Source organism: Aeromonas sp. SE22 (assembly GCF_038739755.1).
Taxonomy (GTDB): Bacteria; Pseudomonadota; Gammaproteobacteria; order Enterobacterales; family Aeromonadaceae; genus Aeromonas; species Aeromonas jandaei.
Window position 1 is genome coordinate 78,435 of record NZ_JBCGFD010000001.1, and the last position, 20,151, is coordinate 98,585.

General features: G+C 60.9%; 19 protein-coding genes. 9 read left to right on the plus strand and 10 right to left on the minus strand.

Features of this window, described 5'->3' with window-relative positions:
* Window positions 1-11: 11 nt before the first annotated feature.
* The 7 genes from pstA (at window position 12) to AAHA39_RS00380 (ending at window position 8,060) form a co-directional block, all read left to right on the plus strand.
* Complete coding sequence (pstA, locus tag AAHA39_RS00350; RefSeq protein WP_033114381.1) at window positions 12-1,661, plus strand: phosphate ABC transporter permease PstA; 1,650 nt, start codon at window positions 12-14, stop codon at window positions 1,659-1,661.
* 109 nt (window positions 1,662-1,770) lie between these two features.
* Window positions 1,771-2,589: a phosphate ABC transporter ATP-binding protein PstB gene (pstB, locus tag AAHA39_RS00355; RefSeq protein WP_033114382.1), complete on the plus strand. Its 819-nt coding sequence runs from the start codon at window positions 1,771-1,773 to the stop codon at window positions 2,587-2,589.
* An 84-nt stretch (window positions 2,590-2,673) separates the two neighbouring features.
* On the plus strand, window positions 2,674-3,384 hold the full coding sequence (gene phoU, locus AAHA39_RS00360) for a phosphate signaling complex protein PhoU (RefSeq protein ID WP_033114383.1): 711 nt from the start codon (window positions 2,674-2,676) through the stop codon (window positions 3,382-3,384).
* 192 nt (window positions 3,385-3,576) lie between these two features.
* The gene (locus tag AAHA39_RS00365) at window positions 3,577-4,899 is read left to right on the plus strand and encodes a hemolysin family protein (RefSeq protein ID WP_041209873.1); all 1,323 of its coding nucleotides are present in this window, start codon (window positions 3,577-3,579) and stop codon (window positions 4,897-4,899) included.
* A gap of 18 nt (window positions 4,900-4,917) precedes the next feature.
* On the plus strand, window positions 4,918-5,460 hold the full coding sequence (locus AAHA39_RS00370; protein WP_320655877.1) for a hypothetical protein: 543 nt from the start codon (window positions 4,918-4,920) through the stop codon (window positions 5,458-5,460).
* A gap of 272 nt (window positions 5,461-5,732) precedes the next feature.
* Window positions 5,733-6,635, plus strand: coding sequence for a homocysteine S-methyltransferase family protein (locus tag AAHA39_RS00375; protein WP_320655876.1), 903 nt, complete (start codon window positions 5,733-5,735; stop codon window positions 6,633-6,635).
* Window positions 6,636-6,644: 9 nt separating this feature from the next.
* Window positions 6,645-8,060 (plus strand): basic amino acid/polyamine antiporter, encoded by a 1,416-nt coding sequence (locus tag AAHA39_RS00380; RefSeq protein ID WP_320655875.1) that lies wholly within the window; start codon window positions 6,645-6,647, stop codon window positions 8,058-8,060.
* A 112-nt stretch (window positions 8,061-8,172) separates the two neighbouring features.
* Here AAHA39_RS00380 and AAHA39_RS00385 read toward each other — a convergent pair whose 3' ends face one another.
* Window positions 8,173-9,012: a sterol desaturase family protein gene (locus AAHA39_RS00385; RefSeq protein WP_320655874.1), complete on the minus strand. Its 840-nt coding sequence runs from the start codon at window positions 9,010-9,012 to the stop codon at window positions 8,173-8,175.
* Window positions 9,013-9,193: 181 nt separating this feature from the next.
* Between AAHA39_RS00385 and AAHA39_RS00390 the strand changes: the two genes are divergently transcribed.
* Entirely contained in the window at window positions 9,194-9,985 is a 792-nt protein-coding gene (locus AAHA39_RS00390; protein WP_320655873.1) for a substrate-binding periplasmic protein, read from the plus strand.
* A 130-nt stretch (window positions 9,986-10,115) separates the two neighbouring features.
* Here the strand turns inward: AAHA39_RS00390 and AAHA39_RS00395 are convergent, their stop codons facing one another.
* The 3 genes from AAHA39_RS00395 to AAHA39_RS00405 form a co-directional block, all read right to left on the minus strand.
* Window positions 10,116-10,859, minus strand: a complete 744-nt coding sequence (locus AAHA39_RS00395) for an amino acid ABC transporter ATP-binding protein (protein WP_043851973.1) — start codon at window positions 10,857-10,859, stop codon at window positions 10,116-10,118.
* Window positions 10,843-11,802: an amino acid ABC transporter permease gene (locus AAHA39_RS00400; RefSeq protein ID WP_124242390.1), complete on the minus strand. Its 960-nt coding sequence runs from the start codon at window positions 11,800-11,802 to the stop codon at window positions 10,843-10,845. The genes AAHA39_RS00395 and AAHA39_RS00400 overlap by 17 nt, the downstream gene beginning before the upstream one ends.
* Window positions 11,803-11,898: 96 nt before the next feature.
* Window positions 11,899-12,699 (minus strand): transporter substrate-binding domain-containing protein, encoded by an 801-nt coding sequence (locus tag AAHA39_RS00405; protein WP_041209881.1) that lies wholly within the window; start codon window positions 12,697-12,699, stop codon window positions 11,899-11,901.
* Window positions 12,700-13,198: 499 nt separating this feature from the next.
* Here AAHA39_RS00405 and AAHA39_RS00410 point away from each other — a divergent pair, with 499 nt between their 5' ends.
* Window positions 13,199-14,335, plus strand: a complete 1,137-nt coding sequence (locus AAHA39_RS00410) for a GGDEF domain-containing protein (protein ID WP_320655872.1) — start codon at window positions 13,199-13,201, stop codon at window positions 14,333-14,335.
* Window positions 14,336-14,353: 18 nt separating this feature from the next.
* Here the strand turns inward: AAHA39_RS00410 and uhpC are convergent, their stop codons facing one another.
* The 6 genes from uhpC to AAHA39_RS00440 form a co-directional block, all read right to left on the minus strand.
* Window positions 14,354-15,688 carry an MFS transporter gene (uhpC, locus tag AAHA39_RS00415; RefSeq protein WP_320655871.1) on the minus strand — a complete coding sequence of 445 codons (1,335 nt, stop codon included), beginning with the start codon at window positions 15,686-15,688 and terminating at the stop codon, window positions 14,354-14,356.
* Window positions 15,689-15,715: 27 nt separating this feature from the next.
* Window positions 15,716-17,236, minus strand: a complete 1,521-nt coding sequence (gene uhpB, locus AAHA39_RS00420) for a signal transduction histidine-protein kinase/phosphatase UhpB (RefSeq protein WP_320655870.1) — start codon at window positions 17,234-17,236, stop codon at window positions 15,716-15,718.
* Window positions 17,233-17,823, minus strand: a complete 591-nt coding sequence (gene uhpA, locus AAHA39_RS00425; protein ID WP_033114395.1) for a transcriptional regulator UhpA — start codon at window positions 17,821-17,823, stop codon at window positions 17,233-17,235. Before uhpA ends, uhpB begins: the two co-directional genes overlap by 4 nt.
* 181 nt (window positions 17,824-18,004) lie before the next feature.
* The gene (gene rnk / locus AAHA39_RS00430; protein ID WP_005334070.1) at window positions 18,005-18,400 is read right to left on the minus strand and encodes a nucleoside diphosphate kinase regulator; all 396 of its coding nucleotides are present in this window, start codon (window positions 18,398-18,400) and stop codon (window positions 18,005-18,007) included.
* Between the two features lie 226 nt (window positions 18,401-18,626).
* Window positions 18,627-19,397 carry a substrate-binding periplasmic protein gene (locus AAHA39_RS00435; protein WP_407707130.1) on the minus strand — a complete coding sequence of 257 codons (771 nt, stop codon included), beginning with the start codon at window positions 19,395-19,397 and terminating at the stop codon, window positions 18,627-18,629.
* 37 nt (window positions 19,398-19,434) lie between these two features.
* Window positions 19,435-20,115 carry a hypothetical protein gene (locus AAHA39_RS00440; RefSeq protein ID WP_320655869.1) on the minus strand — a complete coding sequence of 227 codons (681 nt, stop codon included), beginning with the start codon at window positions 20,113-20,115 and terminating at the stop codon, window positions 19,435-19,437.
* Window positions 20,116-20,151: the final 36 nt, after the last annotated feature.

The window sequence follows — 20,151 nt, forward strand, 5'->3', positions numbered from 1 at the left end:
AAGGAATGACAATGGGTAAGTGGTTTAAATCAGGGGCCCCGTGGATCTGGATGACCGGCGGCGCCGTCAGCTTGAGTCTGGTCGCGGTACTTGGGCTGTTGCTGCTCATCGGCTGGCGTGGTCTGGTCTACTTCTGGCCTCACCCTATCTATGAGTGGCAGCTGGAAGATGCGAGCGGCAACAAGAGCGTGCTGATCGGCGAGATCAACGATCGCGAGCTGGTGCCGGTGGAGCGCCTGCGCGCCGCAGGCCTGCCGCTCAAGGGGGAGGAGCGCGAGCTGCTGACCCGCTATCTGGTCAAGACCGGCAACCGCGAGTTTGTCGATCTGGACTTCCGCTGGGTGCTGGAGACCGACATCAAGTCACAGAGTCAGCCGGTCGAACTCGCCATGATTGAGCGCGCCACCAACGGCAACTTCTACGGCTACATCAGCTCGGTCAAAGAGGATGGGCGCGAGATCACCACGGATCTGCACGCCGCCCTGCAGCGGGTGCTGGCGCGGGCCAATGGCCTCTCCGAACAGGCGAACGACCTGCAAAAAGGGGACATCGGCAGCATCAACTATCAGCTGGAGCGGCTGCGCCTCAAGGAGCGCAAGGCCGAGCTTGAGAATAACCTGACCGATCAGCTCAAAGCCCAGCTGGCGAGCGAGCGTCAGGCTCTCAACGATCGCTATCAGGTGCTGGAGAAGGAGCTCTTCTCCCTGCGCAGTCAGGCTGACCGAGACAGCATCACCGTCAAGGATATGCGTGGTGAGCTGGTGACCATGCCGATGTCCAAGGTACTGGATGTGGTGTGGCCCAACGACATGAGCCTGCTGGCCAAGGTAGGTTACTGGTTCCACCAGATCGGCAAGTTTGTCTCCGACGATCCCCGTGAAGCCAACACCGAGGGCGGGGTATTCCCGGCCATCTTCGGCACCGTCTTCATGGTGTTCCTGATGGCGATCATCGTCACTCCGCTCGGTGTGATTGCGGCGGTCTACCTGCACGAGTATGCGGGCAAGAACAGCCTGACCAAGCTTATCCGCATCGCGGTGATCAACCTGGCGGGCGTGCCCTCCATTGTTTACGGCGTGTTTGGTCTGGGCTTCTTCGTCTATACCCTGGGGGGCAGCATCGACCGCCTCTTCTATCCGGAAGCGCTGCCGAGCCCGACCTTTGGCTCACCCGGCGTTATCTGGTCGGCGCTGACCCTGGCCATCCTGACCCTGCCGGTGGTGATCGTCTCCACCGAAGAGGGGCTGGCGCGGATCCCGAGCACCATTCGCCAGGGCTCGCTGGCACTGGGTGCCACCCAGGCCGAGACCCTGTGGCGCATCGTGTTGCCGATGGCGAGCCCGGCCATCATGACCGGCCTCATTCTGGCGATTGCCCGTGCGGCCGGTGAAGTGGCACCGCTGATGCTGGTGGGGGTGGTGAAACTGGCGCCGACCCTGCCGATGGATGGCAACTTCCCGTATCTGCATGTGGAGCGCAAGTTCATGCACCTGGGCTTCCACATCTATGACGTCGGCTTCCAGAGCCCCAACGTCGAGGCGGCGCGTCCTCTGGTCTACGCCACCTCCTTCCTGCTGGTGACGGTGATCGTCGGTCTCAACCTGACGGCTATCGGTATTCGCAACCACCTGCGCGAGAAATTCCGGTCGCTGGAACATTGATAGGCCAGCCACCACAGAGACGGGCAGGGGACAGGTTCCCTGCCAGCCAAGCGTTCCGGCCGCGGGCGATGAGATTGCCCGCCGCCACCGACAGATTTTGAGGTAACAGATGATCAACGTAACGACCGCCGCGACCCAGCATACCGCGACCGACCTGCTCAACCTGAGCCCGGAGCAGACCGCGCTGGAGGTGAAGGATCTCAACCTGTACTACGGCAGCAAACAGGCGCTGTTCAACGTCAACATGAAGATCCCCAAAGGTCAGGTGACCGCCTTTATCGGCCCCTCCGGTTGCGGTAAATCGACCCTGCTGCGCTGCATCAACCGGATGAACGATCTGGTGGAAATTTGCCGCATCGACGGCGAGATCCAGCTGCACGGTCAAAATATCTATGACAAGAGCGTCGATGTCTCCGCCCTGCGTCGTCGGGTGGGCATGGTGTTCCAGCGCCCCAACCCCTTCCCCAAGTCCATCTACGAGAACGTGGTCTATGGCCTGCGTCTGCAGGGGATCAACGATCGCCGCACCCTGGACGATGCCGCCGAGCGCTCCCTGCGCGGCGCGGCCCTGTGGGATGAGGTAAAGGATCGTCTGCACGACAACGCTTTCGGTCTCTCCGGTGGTCAGCAGCAGCGTCTGGTGATTGCCCGTGCCATCGCCATCGAGCCGGAAGTGCTGCTGCTCGATGAACCGACCTCGGCGCTCGACCCGATTTCAACCCTCACCATCGAGGAGTTGATCAACGAGCTCAAGAGCCAGTTCACCGTGGTGATCGTGACCCACAACATGCAGCAGGCGGCACGGGTATCGGATCAGACTGCCTTCATGTACATGGGCGAGCTGATCGAGTACTCGGATACCAACACCATCTTCACCACCCCGGCCAAGAAGAAGACCGAAGACTACATCACCGGTCGCTACGGTTAAGGAGAGGAGAGGATGAACCACCACAAACAGATTGGCAGTCAATTCAACGGCTAAGGCATAATCGGAGCATCAAGGACTATTTGTATGGACAATATGAACCTCAATAAACATATCTCCGGTCAGTTCAATGCCGAGCTCGAGAGTGTGCGCAACCAGGTGCTGGTGATGGGTGGCATGGTAGAGCAGCAGCTCACCGACGCCATCGCGGCGATCCACGATCAGGATCTGGAAGCGGCGCGCAAGATTGTGGCCAATGACCACAAGGTCAACGCCATGGAAGTGGCGATCGACGAGGAGTGCACCCGTATCATCGCCAAGCGCCAGCCGACCGCCTCCGACCTGCGACTGGTGATGGCCATCATCAAGACCATCACCGATCTGGAGCGCATTGGCGATGTGGCGGACAAGATCGCCCGCATGCTGACCGACAACGCCAACAAGCCGCAGCCGCCGCTGGTGTCGTTGGAGAACATGGGCCGCCGTACCATCAAGATGCTGCACGACGTGCTCGATGCCTTCGCCCGCATGGATTTGGACGCTGCACTGGCGGTCTACAAGGAAGATGACAAGGTGGATCGGGAGTACGAGTCCATCATCCGCGAGCTGATGACCTACATGATGGAAGATCCCCGCACCATACCGCAGGTGCTCAACGTGCTGTGGGCGGCGCGGGCCATCGAGCGGGTTGGCGATCGCTGCCAGCACATCTGCGAGTACATCGTCTACTACGTCAAGGGCAAGGACGTGCGCCACACCAAGGCGGATGATCTGGGCACCCTGCTGGGCAAGGGCTAATCGGAAAGTGAATAAAAAGGCGCGTCAGGCGCCTTTTTTGTTGCATAACTGGTCGGAGTAAGATAAAGCCCCCAACTGGCTGTTTTCTGATAGAATACTCCCCCTGTGTGAGTCCCGGATGGACTCACGGTCCGGTCTCCCGGGCCCAGTTTGCCGTCTTGTGCTAAGGCGGGCGTAGCAATTAGGTTAATCATGAGTTTTGCCGATAGTTTGTTCTTTCTGATGCTGCTGGTTGGCGGCAGTGTGTTCTTCTCCCTCTCCGAGATCTCCCTCGCGGCCTCCCGCAAAATCAAATTGCAGGTGATGGCTGACGAAGGCAATCGTCAGGCCGAAAAGGTGCTGGCACTGCAGGCCCAGCCGGGCAATTTCTTTACCGTGGTGCAGATTGGCCTCAATACCGTTGCCATTCTGGGCGGTATCCTGGGTGAGTCTGCCCTCAACCCCGCCATCAAGGGGATCGTCTCCGAGTTCTATCAGGGCCCCTGGCTTGGCGAAATCAGCTCCGGTGCATCCTTCGTGTTCGTCACCGGTATGTTTATCCTGATCGCCGACCTGATGCCCAAGCGCCTCGCCATGATCATGCCCGAGCAGATCGCCGTGGTGGTGGTGCGTCCCATGCTCTTCTTTGTCACCGTGCTGATGCCGCTGGTGTGGATCTTCAACGGACTGGCCAACGCCCTGTTCCGTCTGATGCGGGTCTCCACCGTGCGCAACGACGAGATCACCTCGGATGATATCTATGCAGTGATGGATGCCGGTGCCGAAGCGGGGGTCATCCAGCGTGAGGAGCATCAGCTCATCGAGAACGTGTTCGAGCTGCAGTCCCTTGGTGTGACCTCCGCCATGACCGCGCGCGAAAGCCTCATCTACTTCACCCTGCAAGAGGATGAGGAGAGCATCAAGGCCAAGATCGCCGAGCACCCGCACAACAAGTTTCTGGTCTGTGACCACAACCTTGACAGCATCAAGGGCTTTGTCGATGCCAAAGAGCTGCTGATCCGCGTCATCGGTGGCCAGAGCATCGATCTCAACAGCGGCTCGCTGGTGCAGAATGTCATCATCATTCCCGATACCCTCAACCTCTACGAGGCGATGGAGTACTTCAAGAACCACAGAGGCGACTTTGCCGTGGTGATGAACGAGTACGCGCTGGTGGTGGGTATCGTCACCATGAACGACCTGATGAGTACCGTCATGGGCGAGTGGGCTACCCACGTGGTGGAAGAGCAGATTGTGCAGCGGGACGAGAGCTCCTGGCTGGTGGACGGGGTCACCCCTATCTCCGACGTGATGCGTGCCTTCGATATTGAAGAGTTCCCTGACGATCAGAACTACGAGACCATCGCCGGCTTTATCATGTACATGCTGCGCAAGATCCCCAAACGGACCGATTCGGTCAAATATGCGGGTTACAAGTTCGAAGTGGTGGATATCGACAGCTACAAGATCGATCAGCTGCTGGTCACCCGGATTGAACCCGCCGTCGTTACCGACAAGCTTGCTCAGGATGCGTAAAAGGAGCTTTCAGGAGTCATGAAAATGCAGTCTCATTCCCGTGCGATCGCCTGTGTGGCGCTCGCTCTGGCACTCGGCGCCTGTAGCCAGAGTGCACCGCGCAAGGCAAGCGTTACTGCCAAACCGGTGGCGCCAAAGCCCGCCGTGGTTGTGCCGCAGCCGGATCCCGATGCGGTGGTGCAGAGCGCTGTGGCTGAGCCCAGCCCGGTGTTTGACGAGGAGTATCACGGGCCGGAGCAGGGATCGCTGGAGTCGGTGACCGCCCTGTTTGCCCGTGGCTACATCGAGTCGGCCATGCGTGAAACCATGCTGGCGGCGGTGAAGAATGACTATCCGCTGCTTGGTATGCGAGATGTGCGGCTGACCGATCCGGTCTACAAATTCCTCACCTCTGCCCATGCCACCACCACGGCGCACGACTACCTCTATGCCGGTGTGCAACGTCGTCTGGGCCGCCCGCTCAGCCCTGCCCAGTGGGAGCAGATCTGGCGCCGCTTGCCGCAGGATGGTCGGGTATCCGACTGGGTGAAACAGATCAAGCGGGTACTGGCCGGACATTAAGCGGCCAGCTCACCATATCGCCACAAAGGCCACCTTCGGGTGGCCTTTTGCATTTCTGCGTTTGTCTCGCCGTGTGCATGCTGATTTCTGCTGCGACGGATTGCCGTCAGTGGCACTTTGTTTTATCTTGTTTTGGACGTCTAAACATCTATATGTTTTTATGGCCATATCGTCGAGCACTTCACCCGGATGAAGCCGGACGATCTGCTGCGATTCTGCGTGAAACCGCAGTTCAGCAAGACACATACGCAAATAACAAAGAGACACGACAGATGGAAACCAGGGAATTGTGGGTGCTGGATGGGGGCATGGGGCGCGAGCTGGCACGGCGAGGGGCCCCGTTTCGTCAGCCGGAGTGGTCGGCGCTGGCCTTGATGGAGGCGCCAGAGACGGTGCGCGAGGTGCATCGGGCCTACGTGGCGAGCGGTGCCCGGGTCATCACCACCAACAGCTATGCGCTGGTGCCGTTTCATATCGGCGATGAGCGTTTCTTTGCCGACGGTGAGGGGTTGGCGGCGCTGGCTGGGCAACTGGCCCGCGAGGTGGCTGACGAGCAGAAGGGCTGCGTGCAGGTGGCGGGTTCCCTACCTCCGCTGTTTGGCTCTTACCGTGCCGATCTGTTCAAGGCGGACAAGGTGAGCGAGCTGGCTATCCCGCTTATCCGGGCGCTATCCCCTCATGTGGATATCTGGCTGGCCGAGACCATGAGCCTGATTGCCGAACCACTGGCCCTGAAAGCGCTGTTGCCTGACGATGGCAAGCCGTTCTGGGTCTCCTTCACCCTGGAAGATGAGGCGCCGGGCAACGAGCCGCGACTGCGCTCCGGCGAGCGGGTGGCTGATGCGGTTAGCGCGCTGGTGGCGGCCGGAGTGGACGCCATCCTGTTCAACTGCTGTCAGCCCGAGGTGATCGAGGGAGCCCTCGAGGTTGCCCGCACCCGATTGCAGGCGCTGGGTCGCATCGACATTCGCCTCGGTGCCTATGCCAACGCCTTCCCGCCGCAACCTAAAGAGGCCACCGCCAACGACGGGCTGGACGAGATCCGCAGCGACCTGGGGCCGCTGGATTACCTTGGCTGGGCCGAACGCTGGCGTGCGGCCGGGGCGAATCTTGTCGGCGGTTGCTGCGGTATCGGCCCCGAGCATATTCAGGCGCTGAGCAGCCGGTTGCGCTAAGGAGCCTCCATGAAAGAGAACAAGATTGGGCTCTGGTCTCTCACCGCGCTGGTGTTCAGCTCCATGGTGGGGGCGGGGATCTTCAGCCTGCCCCAGAACATGGCCGAGGTGGCCGGCGCGCGCGCCGTGCTGATCGGCTGGGGGGTGACGGGGGTGGGCATAGTGGCGCTCGCCATGAGCTTCCTTTACCTGTCGCGGTTAAGGCCGGATCTCGACGGCGGCATCTACAGCTATGCTCGCGCCGGTTTCGGCGATCTGGTGGGCTTCTTCTCCGCCTGGGGTTATTGGCTCTGCGCCACCATCGGTGTGGTGGGCTATCTGGTCATCGCCTTTGCGGCGCTGGGCAGTTTTATCGATACCCCCGAGCAGATCTGGTTTGGTGACGGCAATACTCTGGCGGCGTTTGTCGGCGAGTCCTGCATCCTCTGGGCTGTACACCTGCTGGTGGCCCGTGGCGTGCAGCAGGCGGCGCTGTTCAATCTGGTGGCGACTCTGGCCAAGAGCCTGCCGCTGCTGCTGTTTATCCTGTTCGCTTGCTACTGGTTCGACCCGGTCACCTTCGCGGCGGATCAGCAGGGCAGCACCCTGGCGGTGCCGGTCTCCGAGCAGGTGCGCAACACCATGTTGATTACCCTCTGGGTTTTTACCGGCATCGAGGGGGCGGCGGTGTTGTCGGCCCGCGCCAGAAACCGGCGGGATGTGGGCACGGCCACCGTGCTCGGCGTGGTGCTGGCGCTGCTGCTCTATGTGCTTATCTCGGTGCTGGCGCTGGGGATATTGAGCCGGCCTGAGTTAGCTGCGCTGCCCAACCCCTCCATGGCTGGGTTGATGGCCCAGATGACCGGCTCCTGGGGCAAGTTGCTCATCAGTGTCGGTCTTATCGTCTCGGTGCTCGCCTCCTATGTGAGCTGGACGCTGTTCTCGGCCGAGGTGCCCTTCAGCGCGGCCCGCCACGGCGCGTTTCCTGCCATCTTCCGGCGCCAGAACCGCAACGGCACTCCCATTGCATCGCTCTGGCTCACCAGCCTGACGGTGCAGACATGCCTGCTGCTGGTGTGGCTGCTCGGCAAGGGCTACACCAGTCTGCTGCTTATCTCCACCTCGATGATCCTGGTGCCCTACCTGCTGATAGGCCTGTTCTTGCTCAAGCTCTCGTTCAGCAGGAAGGGGGAAATCGGGCATGGCCGAAGCCTGATGCAGGCGGTGGCTCTGGTGGCGAGCGGTTACGGCTTCTGGCTGCTCTATGCCGCCGGGGTGGAGTATCTGCTGCTGTCGCTGTTGCTCTACGGGCCGGGCTTGCTGTTGTTTCTCTACAGCCGTCGTCAGCTGGGCGCAGGTCTTTGCCTGAGTGGCCGCGAGCGGCTGTTGGCCGGCGTGACCTTGCTGAGCCTGATCCCCGCCGTCTGGTCGTTCGCCCATCTCTGACACCGAAGAGGTGACTGACCATAAAAGAGAGCGCCACCGTGGCGCTCTTTTTGTTATCAGGGACTGGTTATCAGGGGCTTGCTATTCGGGAGTTGCTATTCGGGGTGAAGGCTCAGCGGCTGGCAGGCCCGGCCGGTTTGCCAAACAGCACGGCGAGTTTTTGTCGCCATGGCAGACCACGGGCGTCACGCAGCATGTCGCGCCACTCGTGGAAGGTGAGGGTGAGGGGGTTGAAGCTGTGGATCGGCTTGGTGATGCCAAAGCGGCACGGCTCGGCCGGATCTTCCTCGACAAAGGTGCCGAACAGTCGATCCCAGATAATCAGCACGCCGGCAAAGTTGCGATCTATGTATTTGGCGTTGCTGGCGTGGTGCACCCTGTGGTGGGAGGGGGTGTTGAAGATCCACTCCAGCCAGCCGAGTTTGCCCACCACCTGGGTGTGGACGAAAAACTGAAAACCCAGGCTGAGCAGCACGGTGGCCACTACCGCCTCGGGCGGGAAGCCGATGACAATCATCGGGATCCAGAACAGCCACATGCCGGAGATGGGATACATCAGGCTCTGGCGAAAGGCGGTGGAGAGGTTGAGCCGCTCCGAGCTGTGATGTACCACGTGGGAAGCCCACAGCCAGCGCACATGGTGGCTGGTGAAGTGGAACAGCCAGTAACAGAGATCCTGCAGCAGGAAGAGCAGCAATACGCTCCAGAAGTTCAGCTCGATATCGAACAGTCGCCAGCCCCAGAGGGTGTCATACAGATAAGCGATGGCGATGGCTGCCAGCGCATCGCCCCCCTGATGCATCAGGGCCAGCGCGGCGTTGGCCAGCAGGTCTTTCCACTGGTAGGTGGCGGTTGGAAAAGCTGCGCCATGTTTGCGCAGATAGGCCATCTCCCAGCCGATAAACACCAGAAAGAGGGGAGAGAGGTAGAGCAGGATCAGTTGCACATCCATGAGCAGGTATCCATTCAGAGCAATTGCTCTCCAGCATAAAGGATGAACGCAATATTTCATTAACATTTTCTAGCCTCTTGCCCAATGGCTCTGGTGGGTTTGCAGTGACGCCGCAATTCAATCCGATGGAGGGTGGCCGCTGACTATGCTTGATGCAGATTGAGCGTCAGAGGATAGGGCGATGCGTGTCTATGTTTATCTGTTGCTGGGATTCTGCCTGCTGGCACAGGCTAAAACCCGGGTGGAGATAGTGGCGGATGCCAGCTATCCCCCCTACTCCTGGCAGGAGGGCAAAGAGGTGCGGGGGATCTATGCCGATATCATCCGTGAGGTGACTTCCACCATGCCCGACTATGAGGTGGTGCTCAAACCGATGCCATGGCGCCGCGGTCTGAGCATGGTGGAGCAGGGCAGCGCATTTGCCATTTTCCCTCCCTACTATATGCCCGATACTCGCCCCTATATCTGGCCCTACTCCCAGCCGCTGCTTGATGAAGAGCTGGTAGTGATGTGCGGCGCCAGTGTGGCTGCCAATACCCCGCAGGCAAGGTTTCCGCTCGACTATCAAGGTTTGCGCTTTGGCATGAACGCCGGTTTTGCCGTCGGCGGCGATGCCTTTTGGCAGGCGGTGAAGGAGAAGAAAATCGATGTGGAGGAGGTGAAGAGCAACCGGGAGAACCTGCTCAAGATTGTGCGGGGGCGGGTGGATTGCACCATCAACGATCGCCTCTCTCTGCTCTATGAACTGCTCGCCATGATCAAGGGGGAGCAGCTGGCGGTGACCGATATCTCGTTGCTCAAACAGGGGCCCGTGCTCAGCCGGGAGCAGGGTTTTCTCGGTTACAGTCGTAAGGGGGATTTTCCCTACAAGGAGAGCTTTATCGAGCAGTTTGACAAGGGGCTCTATCAGCTCAAAAAGCGCGACGGGATCAAGCCCATCGTCGAGCGCTATCTGGGAAAGTCCCCGCGCTGAGCCGGTAACCGCGGGAGCGGCTTCAGCAGCGAGTAGTGTTGTGTCATCCGATCCGCCAAGAAAAAGAGAGAGGAACCATGGTTCCTCTCTCTTTTTTGACTGGCCCTTTTAACTGGTTGTGGGTCTGCGTTTACAGCACCTGGCTCAGGAACTGGCGCAGGCGCGGGGAGGGGGGATTGTCGAAAAACTCCGTTGGCTTCTCATCCACCAGCAGTTCGCCGCTCTCCATAAAGAGCACCCGATCTGCCACTTCCCGGGCAAAGCCCATCTCGTGGGTCACCACCACCATGGTCATCCCTTCGCGGGCGAGACCCTTCATGACATCCAGCACTTCGCCCACCATCTCGGGATCGAGCGCGCTAGTGGGCTCGTCGAAGAGCATGATGCGCGGCTGCATGGCGAGCGCCCGGGCGATGGCCACCCGCTGCTGTTGACCACCGGAGAGCTGGGAGGGGTAGCTGCCCGCCTTGGCCGAAAGCCCCACTTTCAGCAACAGGGCCTTGGCGCGATCTTCGGCCTCCTTGCGGGGCAGTTTGCGCACCTTTTGCGGGGCGAGGCAGATGTTCTCCAGCACCGTCAGGTGGGGAAAGAGGTTGAAGGACTGGAACACCATGCCCACCTCTTCCCGCAGCTTGTTGACATCGCCCGGCTGGGTCAGGCAGATGCCGTCCACCACGATATCGCCATCGTTGATGGTCTCCAGCTGGTTGAGGGTGCGCAGAAAGGTGGACTTGCCGGAGCCGCTGGGGCCGACGATCACGACCACTTCCCCTTCGGCGACCTCGGTGGTGACGTTTTTCAGGGCATGCACTTCACTGCCGTAGAACTTCTCTACACCGGTCGCCTTGATGATGGGATCAGTTGCTTTTCGCATATTTCACCTCGAGACGGCGCACCAGAAAGGAGAGAGTACCGGTCAGCACCAGATAGAGCAGCGCCACGGTGAACCAAACCTCGAACGGGCTGAAGGTAGAGCTGACCACCTCGCGTCCCGCCTTGGTCAGATCGGTGATGGAGATGACCGACACCAGCGAGGAGTCCTTGATCAGGTTGATGAACTGCCCCGCCAGTGGCGGCAGTACCCGCTTGAACGCCTGCGGCAGGATGACGTAGCGCATGGTCTGGGCCGAGGTGAGGCCCAGACTGCGACCCGCCTCCATCTGCCCCTTGTGAATGGAGCTGATGCCGGCGCGGACGATCTCCGCCACATAGGCACCAGTAAAGACGGCCAGTGCCGCGACTCCGGCTGTGAAGCGATCGAGGTTCAGCACGGTGCCGATAAAGAAGTAGACGATGAAGATCTGCACCAGCAGCGGGGTGCCGCGAATGAGCTCCACATAGGTGACGGCCAGATTGCGCAGGGCCGGGTTGGGGGATAGTCGGGCCAGCCCGGCCAGGGTGCCGAGCAAAATGGCGAAGATGCCCGCCACCAGCGAGAGCTTGATGGTCATCCAGACGCCCCAGGCGATGGGGCCGGCGGTCCAGCTCAGCTGGATATCGAGGGCATCGCCACGAAAGACGGTATCCCCTTCGCTGACCTGCACACCGCTGGTCGCGATGGGCTGGCGCTGGTTGGGGTCGAGATCGTTTTGCAGGAACAGTTTGCCTTTCTCTGTGGCCGTGGTGCCGGCCACCACGGTGCCGTCAAACTCGGCGTAATTCTTCTGTTCGGCCTGATAGGCGATGTACTGGGGAATGCGTTCCCAACGCCAGGTGTAGTCAACGGATTGCACCGCCTTGTAGATGCCAAACACGGCCACCAGCAGCATCAGCAAAAAGACGCCGTGCCAAAGCAGCGGGTTGGGCTGTTTTTCCATCTGTCTTGTCGGTTTGGGTGTGTGCACAGTCACAACCTCTTCTCGTTATTGTGTGGGGTGTTGCGAGAGGGGGCGGCAAGGCGCCCCCTTTTGAGGTTATTTGAGCTGACTCAGCCAGGCGTTGGATTCGAACCACTTCTTGTAGAGGCGGTCGTAGCTGCCATCGCCCTTGATTTGGCGCAGGTAGTTGTTGAACCAGTTGAGGGTGTCCTGATCCCCTTTGCGGATGGCCCAGGCCAGCGGCTCGAAGGTGAACGGCTTGTCGAGGTGTACCACGGCCCCCTTGTTCTGGGAGGCGAAGATGGCGTTGTAGGGCAGGTCGTAGACGAAGGCATCGACCTTGCCGTTGATCACTTCCAGCTTGGCGTCATCCTGGGTTTCAAACTGCAGCAGGGTGGCTTTCGGGATGAGGCGCTTGACCGCCTGCTCGCCGGTGGTGCCGAGCTTGACCGCAATCTTGTATTTCGGGTCGTTGAGGTCGGTGAAGGATTTGATCTCGGCAGCCTTGTCTTTGCGCACAACGATGGTCTGGCCGACCACGATGTAGGGATCGGCAAAGTTGACCCGCAGGTTGCGCTGCGGAGTGACGGTCATGCCGCCCATGATGACGTCGAACTTGTTGGTCAGGAGCGCGGGAATGATGCCGTCCCACGCGGTGTTGACGAACTCGACCTTCACGCCCATCTCCTTGGCGACCATCTTGGCGAGATCGACGTCAAAGCCGATGTACTGGCCCTGTTTGTTGGTCATCTCGAAAGGTTGATAGCCGGCGTCGAAGCCAACCCGCAGCACACCGCGCTCCAGCACGGCATCCAGGGTTGAGGTGGGGGTAGTGGCGGGGGCGGCGGTCGCCAGCCCGCAGAAGAGCAGGGTAGAAAGAATCAGTTTTTTGATCATGGGTGACGTCTCTGTCGATGTTGTGTTCGGCCTTGAACCTGATCCCGTGCGACTCCGTGGCACAAGAGACTGCTGCATCCGGCAACAGGCAAGACAGGATGAATGTCTTGGGTCGGGGGAAAGCCCCATATGGGATGCTATGAATCGAAATTGAGCGAAAAATGTACCAAAAACCAATTGTGTCAGAATACTCAATAGGTTAGAGACGCTTTTTGCTCACCGCTTCACTCATAAAATCACACGAAAACAACATATCTATCTAACGTGGCCGGTTCAAGCCCAAATTGTGTTCAATACCTTTTGTTACATATGATGGGGTTCGCTTGTGACTTGTTTTGTACTCTGACTTTTTCTGTACCTGCGGTGGTGCGATCCCGACAGGGAAAGCAGGCCAAAGAGACAGTAAACAATATGTTTTTATTGTGAAAATAGTCAGTCCCCTCTGGGTCTTGGCAAACGCTTCTCATATACTCAGTTACCTTCTGAAACTGGTTCTTGTATGGCGCTCTCACTGCTGCTGAAACTGGACGTTTTTACCCTGATGCTGATGGCGCTGGGTGGCTACAGTCTTGGCTTTATCACTCTCTCCATCATCTGGTCTACCCACAGGGAGATCCCCGGTATCGGTTACTGGTGGTGGTCTGCACTCTGTGCGCTGGTGGCCCAGACGCTCTTCTCGTTGCAGGCATTTTTCCCCAGCCCATCCGGCATCTGGCTGGCCAACACCCTGATCACGCTCTGCATTGCGCTGATGCCGCTGGCGCTGCAGCGCTTTTTCGGCCAGCCCCCGAACTGGCGTGCCGGTGTGCTCTTCATGCTGGTCTATCTGCTGATCCTGAGCTGGTGCATTGTGAAGGGGGGGATGGAGTCCCGGGTGATGCTGGCCTGCCTGAGCTACATGGTGCTGGGGGCGGTGATCGTCTATCTGGTCTGGCGTCACGGCTACCCCGACTATTTGCCGGCGGTGATGGTCTTTACCGTGGTCAACATCCTGCTCTACGCCTTCTACCTGATGCGGCTCTGGTTCCTGTGGCAGGACAACGTGCAGATGCTGATGGATAAGAGCGGGGTCAATGTGTTGCCCTTCCTCTCCATGCTGATGGGGAGCTATCTCTCCACTTTCGGGGTGCTGCTGCTCTGTACCCAGTACCGGGCGCTGGCGCTGCACCAGCAGGCGAGCCACGACCCTCTCACCGGCCTGCTCAACCGGCGCGGCTTTATGGAGCAGCTGAAGCAGCAGAAGTTGGGTGACGGCGGCGCGCTGGCCGTACTCGACATCGATGATTTCAAGCAGATCAATGACCAGTATGGCCACGAGGTGGGTGATCGGGTACTGGCCGAGCTCGGCGCCTATCTGGGTAGCCAGCCCGATTTGGTGTGCAGCCGTTTCGGTGGCGAGGAGTTTGTGCTGCTCTTCTCGCAGCCCGGTGTGCTGGCGCTGCAGCGCTGCGAGGGATTGCTGGAGGCGGTCGCAAACCGCAACATGGGCGGCCTCTCCATCACGGTCAGCATGGGGCTCTCCCACTGGCACGGGGAGTGGCACTTTGATCCTCTGTTCACTCAGGCCGACCATGCGCTCTATTGCGCCAAGCGGCAGGGCAAGAACCGGGTCTGTCAGGCTGGTCGGGAGGCGTAACTTCTGCTCAGTCCGATATCACATAGTGTCGGCAGGTTGGGGGCGCGGTGCCTGTGCCTTGAGGAAGGGGAGCAGCAGCAGGGCCGAGACGCCCGCCGCCACCGAGATCACCACGAAAAAGCCGTTCCAGTGCCAGATCTCCATTACCTTGGCCAGCGGATAGCCCGACAGCGCCGCCCCCATGTAGGCAAACAGGCCGACAAAGCCGGTTGCCGCTCCCGCCGAGTTTTTGTGGGAGCACTCCGCCGCCGCCATGCCGATCAGCATCTGGGGGCCAAACACGAAAAAGCCGATGGTGAAGAAGCAGGCCGCCTGCATCACATAGCTGAAGAAGGGCATCAGCCAGAGCGATCCCACCGCCAGCAGGATCCCCACCGCAAAGATGAGGTTCATCGGGCCACGGTTGCCGTTGAACAGCTTGTCCGATCCCCAGCCCGCCACCAGGGCACCGATAAAGCCCCCCACCTCGAACATGGAGATGGCCGAGTTAGCGCTCATCAGATTGAAGCCGCGCTGCTCGGTCATGTAGAGGTTGCCCCAGTCGTTGATGGCGGTGCGCACCACATAGACCAGCACGTAACAGCAGGCCAGCAGCCAGATATAGGGGTTACCGAGCACATATTTGCGCAGGATCTGGCGATGGGAGAGCCCCGCATCCTGAGTCTGCTGGGCCAGCTCCATCGCATCCTTGCACCACTCGCCCACCGACGGCAGTCCCATGGCTGCCGGGGTATCCCGCAGCCGCCAGCAGAGCAGCAGACCGGCTGCAATGGCGATAAGGCCGGGCACTATCATGCCGTAGCGCCAGCCATGCTGCAGGGCCAGGGTGCTGACGATAAGGGGGATGAGCGCCCCGCCGGCGTTGTGGGCTGTGTTCCAGGCCGACCACCAGACACCCCGCTCACTGCGCGAATACCAGCTGGTGAGCAGCTTGGAGCAGGGTGGCCAACCCCAGCCCTGAAAGAAGGCGTTGGCCACCCAGAGGGCGGCAAACATCCAGAGAGCGGATGAGAGGCCGAACAGGATATTGATGACGCCGGTGGCCATCAGCCCGATCCCCATGAAATAGCGCGGATTGGCGCGGTCGCTGATAATGCCGGAGAAGAACTTGGAGCAGCCGTAGGTGATGTAGAACAGGGTCCAGAGCATGCCGATGTCTGACTTGTCCAGCATGCCGCTCGCCAGCATGTCCGGCATGGCGAAGTTGAAACTCTTGCGGGTGAAGTAGAAGACCGCATAGCCCAGATACATGGTGAGCAGCAGATGCAACCGCCAGTGACGATAGGTGGCGTCGATCTCGGCCTGCTCGCGGATCGGCGGTTGAGCCGGCGCGCTTCTCATAAAGCTCAGCATGGGGCTTCTCCCTGTTGAAGGGCGAGGTTACTCATGGCTCTCCTCCCGTTTGCGGCAGGGGAGGTTGACCGTCAACTGGGTGCCGTGGACACAGGAGAGCTGCAAGGTGCCTCCCAGCGCCTGCACCCGCTCGCGAATACCGAGCAGACCATAGCCCTGCGCCGCGCGGCTTTGCGGCAAGCCGCGACCATCATCCTCCAGCACCAGCTGCAGCTGTTCTTCAGCGTGGTGCGTCCGGATTGTCACCGAGTGGGCGTTGGCATGTTTGACCACGTTGTTGAGCCCCTCCTGACAGACCCGAAACAGGGTAACCCGCTGGGCATCGGAGAGATCGCTGTCCGCCAGCCGCCACTCCAGCCGGGTGACGATGCCGTGGCGCTCCAGCTCCAGCTCTCTGAGCAGAGCCCGCACCGCCTGCTCCAGAGTCATGTCGTCGAGCTGGCGCGGGCGCAGGCGACCGAGCAGACCGCGCACCGCGTCGTAGATGCCAAGGGAGAGGGTATCGATCAGGGCGCTGCTCTGACCCACCCCCGCATTGTCGGGGGCGAGGCGGCGAACGATCCCGGCTTGGGTACGAATGGCTGTGATGGTCTGGCCGATGTCGTCGTGCAGTTCGCGCGCCACCTCCTTGCGGATGCTCTCCTCGGTCTCCAGCAGTCGCTCGGTGAGTTGGCGATTGTGGGCAAGCTGGCGGGTCAGCGCCTGATTGAGCTCGCGCTGGCGCTGGATGCCTGCACCGAGCAGCAAGCCGGTAAGGCTCTGGGCCAGCAGGGAGAGCAGCAGATCGAGGGGGTGATCGTGCCAGGCCTGGCTCGCCAGCAGGGCGATGGTGTTCATCAGGGTGGCGAGCAGCGCCCCCTGCCAGCCGTAGCGCCACGCCATGGCGATGATGGGGATGGCCAGACAAAACGGGGTAAAGCGCACCAGCGAGTTGGGCAGCCCCAGTTGCAGCCAGAGGCTCAGCACGAACAACAGCAGATACCAGACCAGATGGCGAAAGCGCCAGTCTACCGGCTGATCCACCAGTGCAGGGCCGAGCGGAACCCAGGTGGCGCGGGTTAGGTAGTGCCAGATCAGCATGCAGGTGGAGGTGAGGGTGAGCCCGCCGGTGAGGGTGAGCAGCAGGGCCGAGAGGCCATCTTCTCCCGCCAGATGCCAGAGCAGGGATTGCAGCAGGGCTGCCACCGAGACGGTGGCGAGCAGCAACAGCAGTTGCTGCCAGTCGTTGCGCACTGGCTGGCGGCGGGCAATCAGCAGCGGCAGCAGGGTGAGCAGGCTGCCGATCAGCAACCACTGCCAGTGGGGCAGTCCAACCTCCAGATTGATCCAGTAGAGCAGTCCCCCTTCACAGAGCAGCAGCGGCAGCCAGTAGCGACCGGGACTTTGCAGCAGCAAGCCGAGGCGCAGGCCGAAGGGGAACAGCAGTACCGCCAGTGCCGGGCCGCCCGCCAGATGCAGGCTGATGCTCCACAGGCAAAACCAGCCGGCGGCAAAGATGAAGCAGGCCGCCAGCGTGATGGCGACATAGCTGGCAAGACGGTGGATCACCAGCTATCCAGCATGCGGTGGGCCAGCTCGACGTTGTTGCTGACCTTGAGCTTGTCCATCAGGTTGGCGCGGTGCACATGCACCGTCTTGGGGGAGAGGCCAAGCTGCTCGGCGATGCTCTTCACCTCCAGCCCCTGCGCCAGCAACTGGGCAATCTCCCGCTCCCGATTGGTGAGGGGATCCCGGCTGCTGCTGGCCAGCTTCTGGGCGATGTCGGGGGTGAGGTAGCAACCGCCGAGCGCGGCGGTGCGTACCGCGGCGATCAGCTCGTCCGGGCTGCAGCGTTTGGAGAGAAATCCCTTGGCACCGGTTTGCAGCGCCTGCTCGATGAGGGCGGGGCTGTCGTGTACCGAGAGCATCACCACTGCCAGACCGGAGGGGAGCTGCTTGAGCAGATCCAGCCCCGACTGGTCGGGCATCGAGATGTCGCAGACGCAGACGCGGGCGCCACTGCCGGGCAGGCCGGCCAGCGCCTCGCTGGCGGAGCCAAATTCGGCGACCACCTGCAGGTCGGGCTCCAGATTGAGCAGTTGGGCAAAACCGGAACGGACGATCTGGTGATCGTCGATGAGGGCAATGTTTATCATGATGTCAGCCTGAAATTCGGTGCGTCATGACCATGACGCGGCCAACAAGATACCTGCCCCCCGAGTCAGGCTCAAGGGGCGGGGGGGAATAGGGGGAAAATCGACCCGATAAGCAGGGGAAGCTTGATCGGGATCAGGCTGTGCGGGCTGGCCTCCCGGGTTGGCCTGCCCGCAACCGGGTTCAGCGGTGCAGCTCGCCGGCACGCTCCGGCTGATAGACCACTTCAAGGATCTCCACCTCGATGGTGCGACCGGCCGGGCCGGGCCAGGCGATGCTGTCGCCCACTTTCAGACCGAGCAGGGCGCTGCCCACCGGTGCCAGTACCGAGATGTTGCTCTCGTCACCCTTGGCATCGCGCGGGTAGACCAGGGTGAGGCAGAACTCGTTGCCGCTGCTCTGCATCTTGAAGCGTACCTTGCTGTTCATGGTGACGACATCGGGCGGCATATCGGCCGGCTCGCGGATTTCGGCGCGATCCAGCTCCTCTTGCAGGGCAAGGTGCTGGGGATGGTTGCCGAGCAGTTGTTCAATCCGATCCAGATCAAGGCTGGAGATAACGAGATGCGGTTGTTTCATAAGATAATCCTTATCAATAGCTTACAGGGCCAAGCCCACTCACGCAGGCTGGCCATCACAAGGGTGTCGAGAGATCGAGAAAGTGCCATGCCCCCAAGCGACTCGCGGCCGAAGGAGCGAGGCGGGGGCTCAGCAGGGTGTGAGCTTGTGAGAGGAAATAGTGAATCTTTTCATGGGGCTACCATAACCATTCTGAACGGCTTTGGCAATTATCCTGACAAGTTTGTCAGGGTGCCTGGTAATCGTACTGCTTGATGATGCGGGCCAGACTGCCGTCATCGCGCATGGCGGCGATGGTGTCGCGCCAGCGTGTTGCCTCTTTGGCTGGAAAATGGGGGCTGGCCGCCAGGTAGAGCTCAGCCTGTTTCAACGTTTCACCGCGCACCAGATCCGCCAGCGGCAAGCCTGCCTGCAACTGGTTGTAGCGGGCGCAGTTCCAGGCCACCGCCCAGCCCTGAATGCGGCCCCGCGCCAGCTTGCTGGCGTTGTTGACCTCTTCGGCCACCTCTTCCTGTTTGATCCGTTTGAACGGGAGCAGCAGGCTCTGGCCATAGGAGCTGCGCATTACGCCGATGGTGAGGCCGGGCAGATCGCCGGTTGTCAGCGGTTGGGGATGGTGCTGACGATGAGTCACCAGCACGAAGGCCTCGTCCAGCAAGGGGGCAATCCAGAGAAACAGCGGCTCGCGCTGGGGGCTTCTCACCGGCGGCACCAGCAGCACATCCTGCCGGTGCTGGGTTTGGCTGAGGGCGCGAGCCAGCGGCATCAGCTCGATGGTCAGCGGCTCCTTGAGGCGACGGGCCGCCTCCTCCAGCACCTCGATGGCCATGCCGCTCGGGGCGCCCTGATGAGAGCGGATCACGTAAGGGGGAATTTCAGCCGCGACCACCACCATGGCCCGGGCGTGAAAGGCAGGCAGTAGCGAGGTGCAGAGCAGCAGGAGCAAGGGGAGACGCATGGCAGACCTGATCCGGGATGAGTACACAGAGTGTAACATCCCGCAGAGACAAGTCAGCCCGCTATGGAGCCTCATCTCAATCGAAGAAGTCCCGCAGATCGAGCGTCTGATACCCCTCCAGCTGCTGCCAGGGCAAATTCTTGGGCAGCGTTTTTAGGGTCACCTCCATCCGGTAGCTGCGATAGCCGTCGAGGCTCGCCGACTCCACCACCAGCGGCAGCTGCCAGCGACTCGACCAGAGGATACGGGTACGCTGGTTGCCCTCGCGTTTTTCATACCAGTGCGCCTGTTCGGGGGCCGTCTCATCGAGGGGGGTCATCTCCTGCAACAGGGCCGGGTTGATGAGGTGGCGGATCCGCGGCCAGTCGGGTTTGAAAGCCACCTGACCGTACTCCTCCTCCGGTACCTCCACCAGCTGGCTGTGCCAGCTGTCGGCGTAGCGCAGTTGCAGCATCCCCTGCTGGTCGCGGGTCACCCAGCGCGCCGCCATCTGGTGGGTAAAGTGCTTGTGGCCCGGGGTGGCATCGTGGGTAGCGTGATAGGAACGGGCAAGGGGTAGCGGGATGAGCCGCTGGCTCCACACCTGATCGCCAACCCGCAGCCACTTCTCCTGCCACTGGCTCTCCTTGCTGATGCCGTCGCTGCTGGTCACCCGGTCCTGATAGCGGATGCGGGCGGCCAGATCGGGGACTTCATCGGCAAGGAGGGGAAATGAGAGGCTGCTGGCGAGCAGCCACAACGGAAGTAACAGTCGCATATGGATTATCGCTCGAACGAGCTGGGCCCGGCGCGA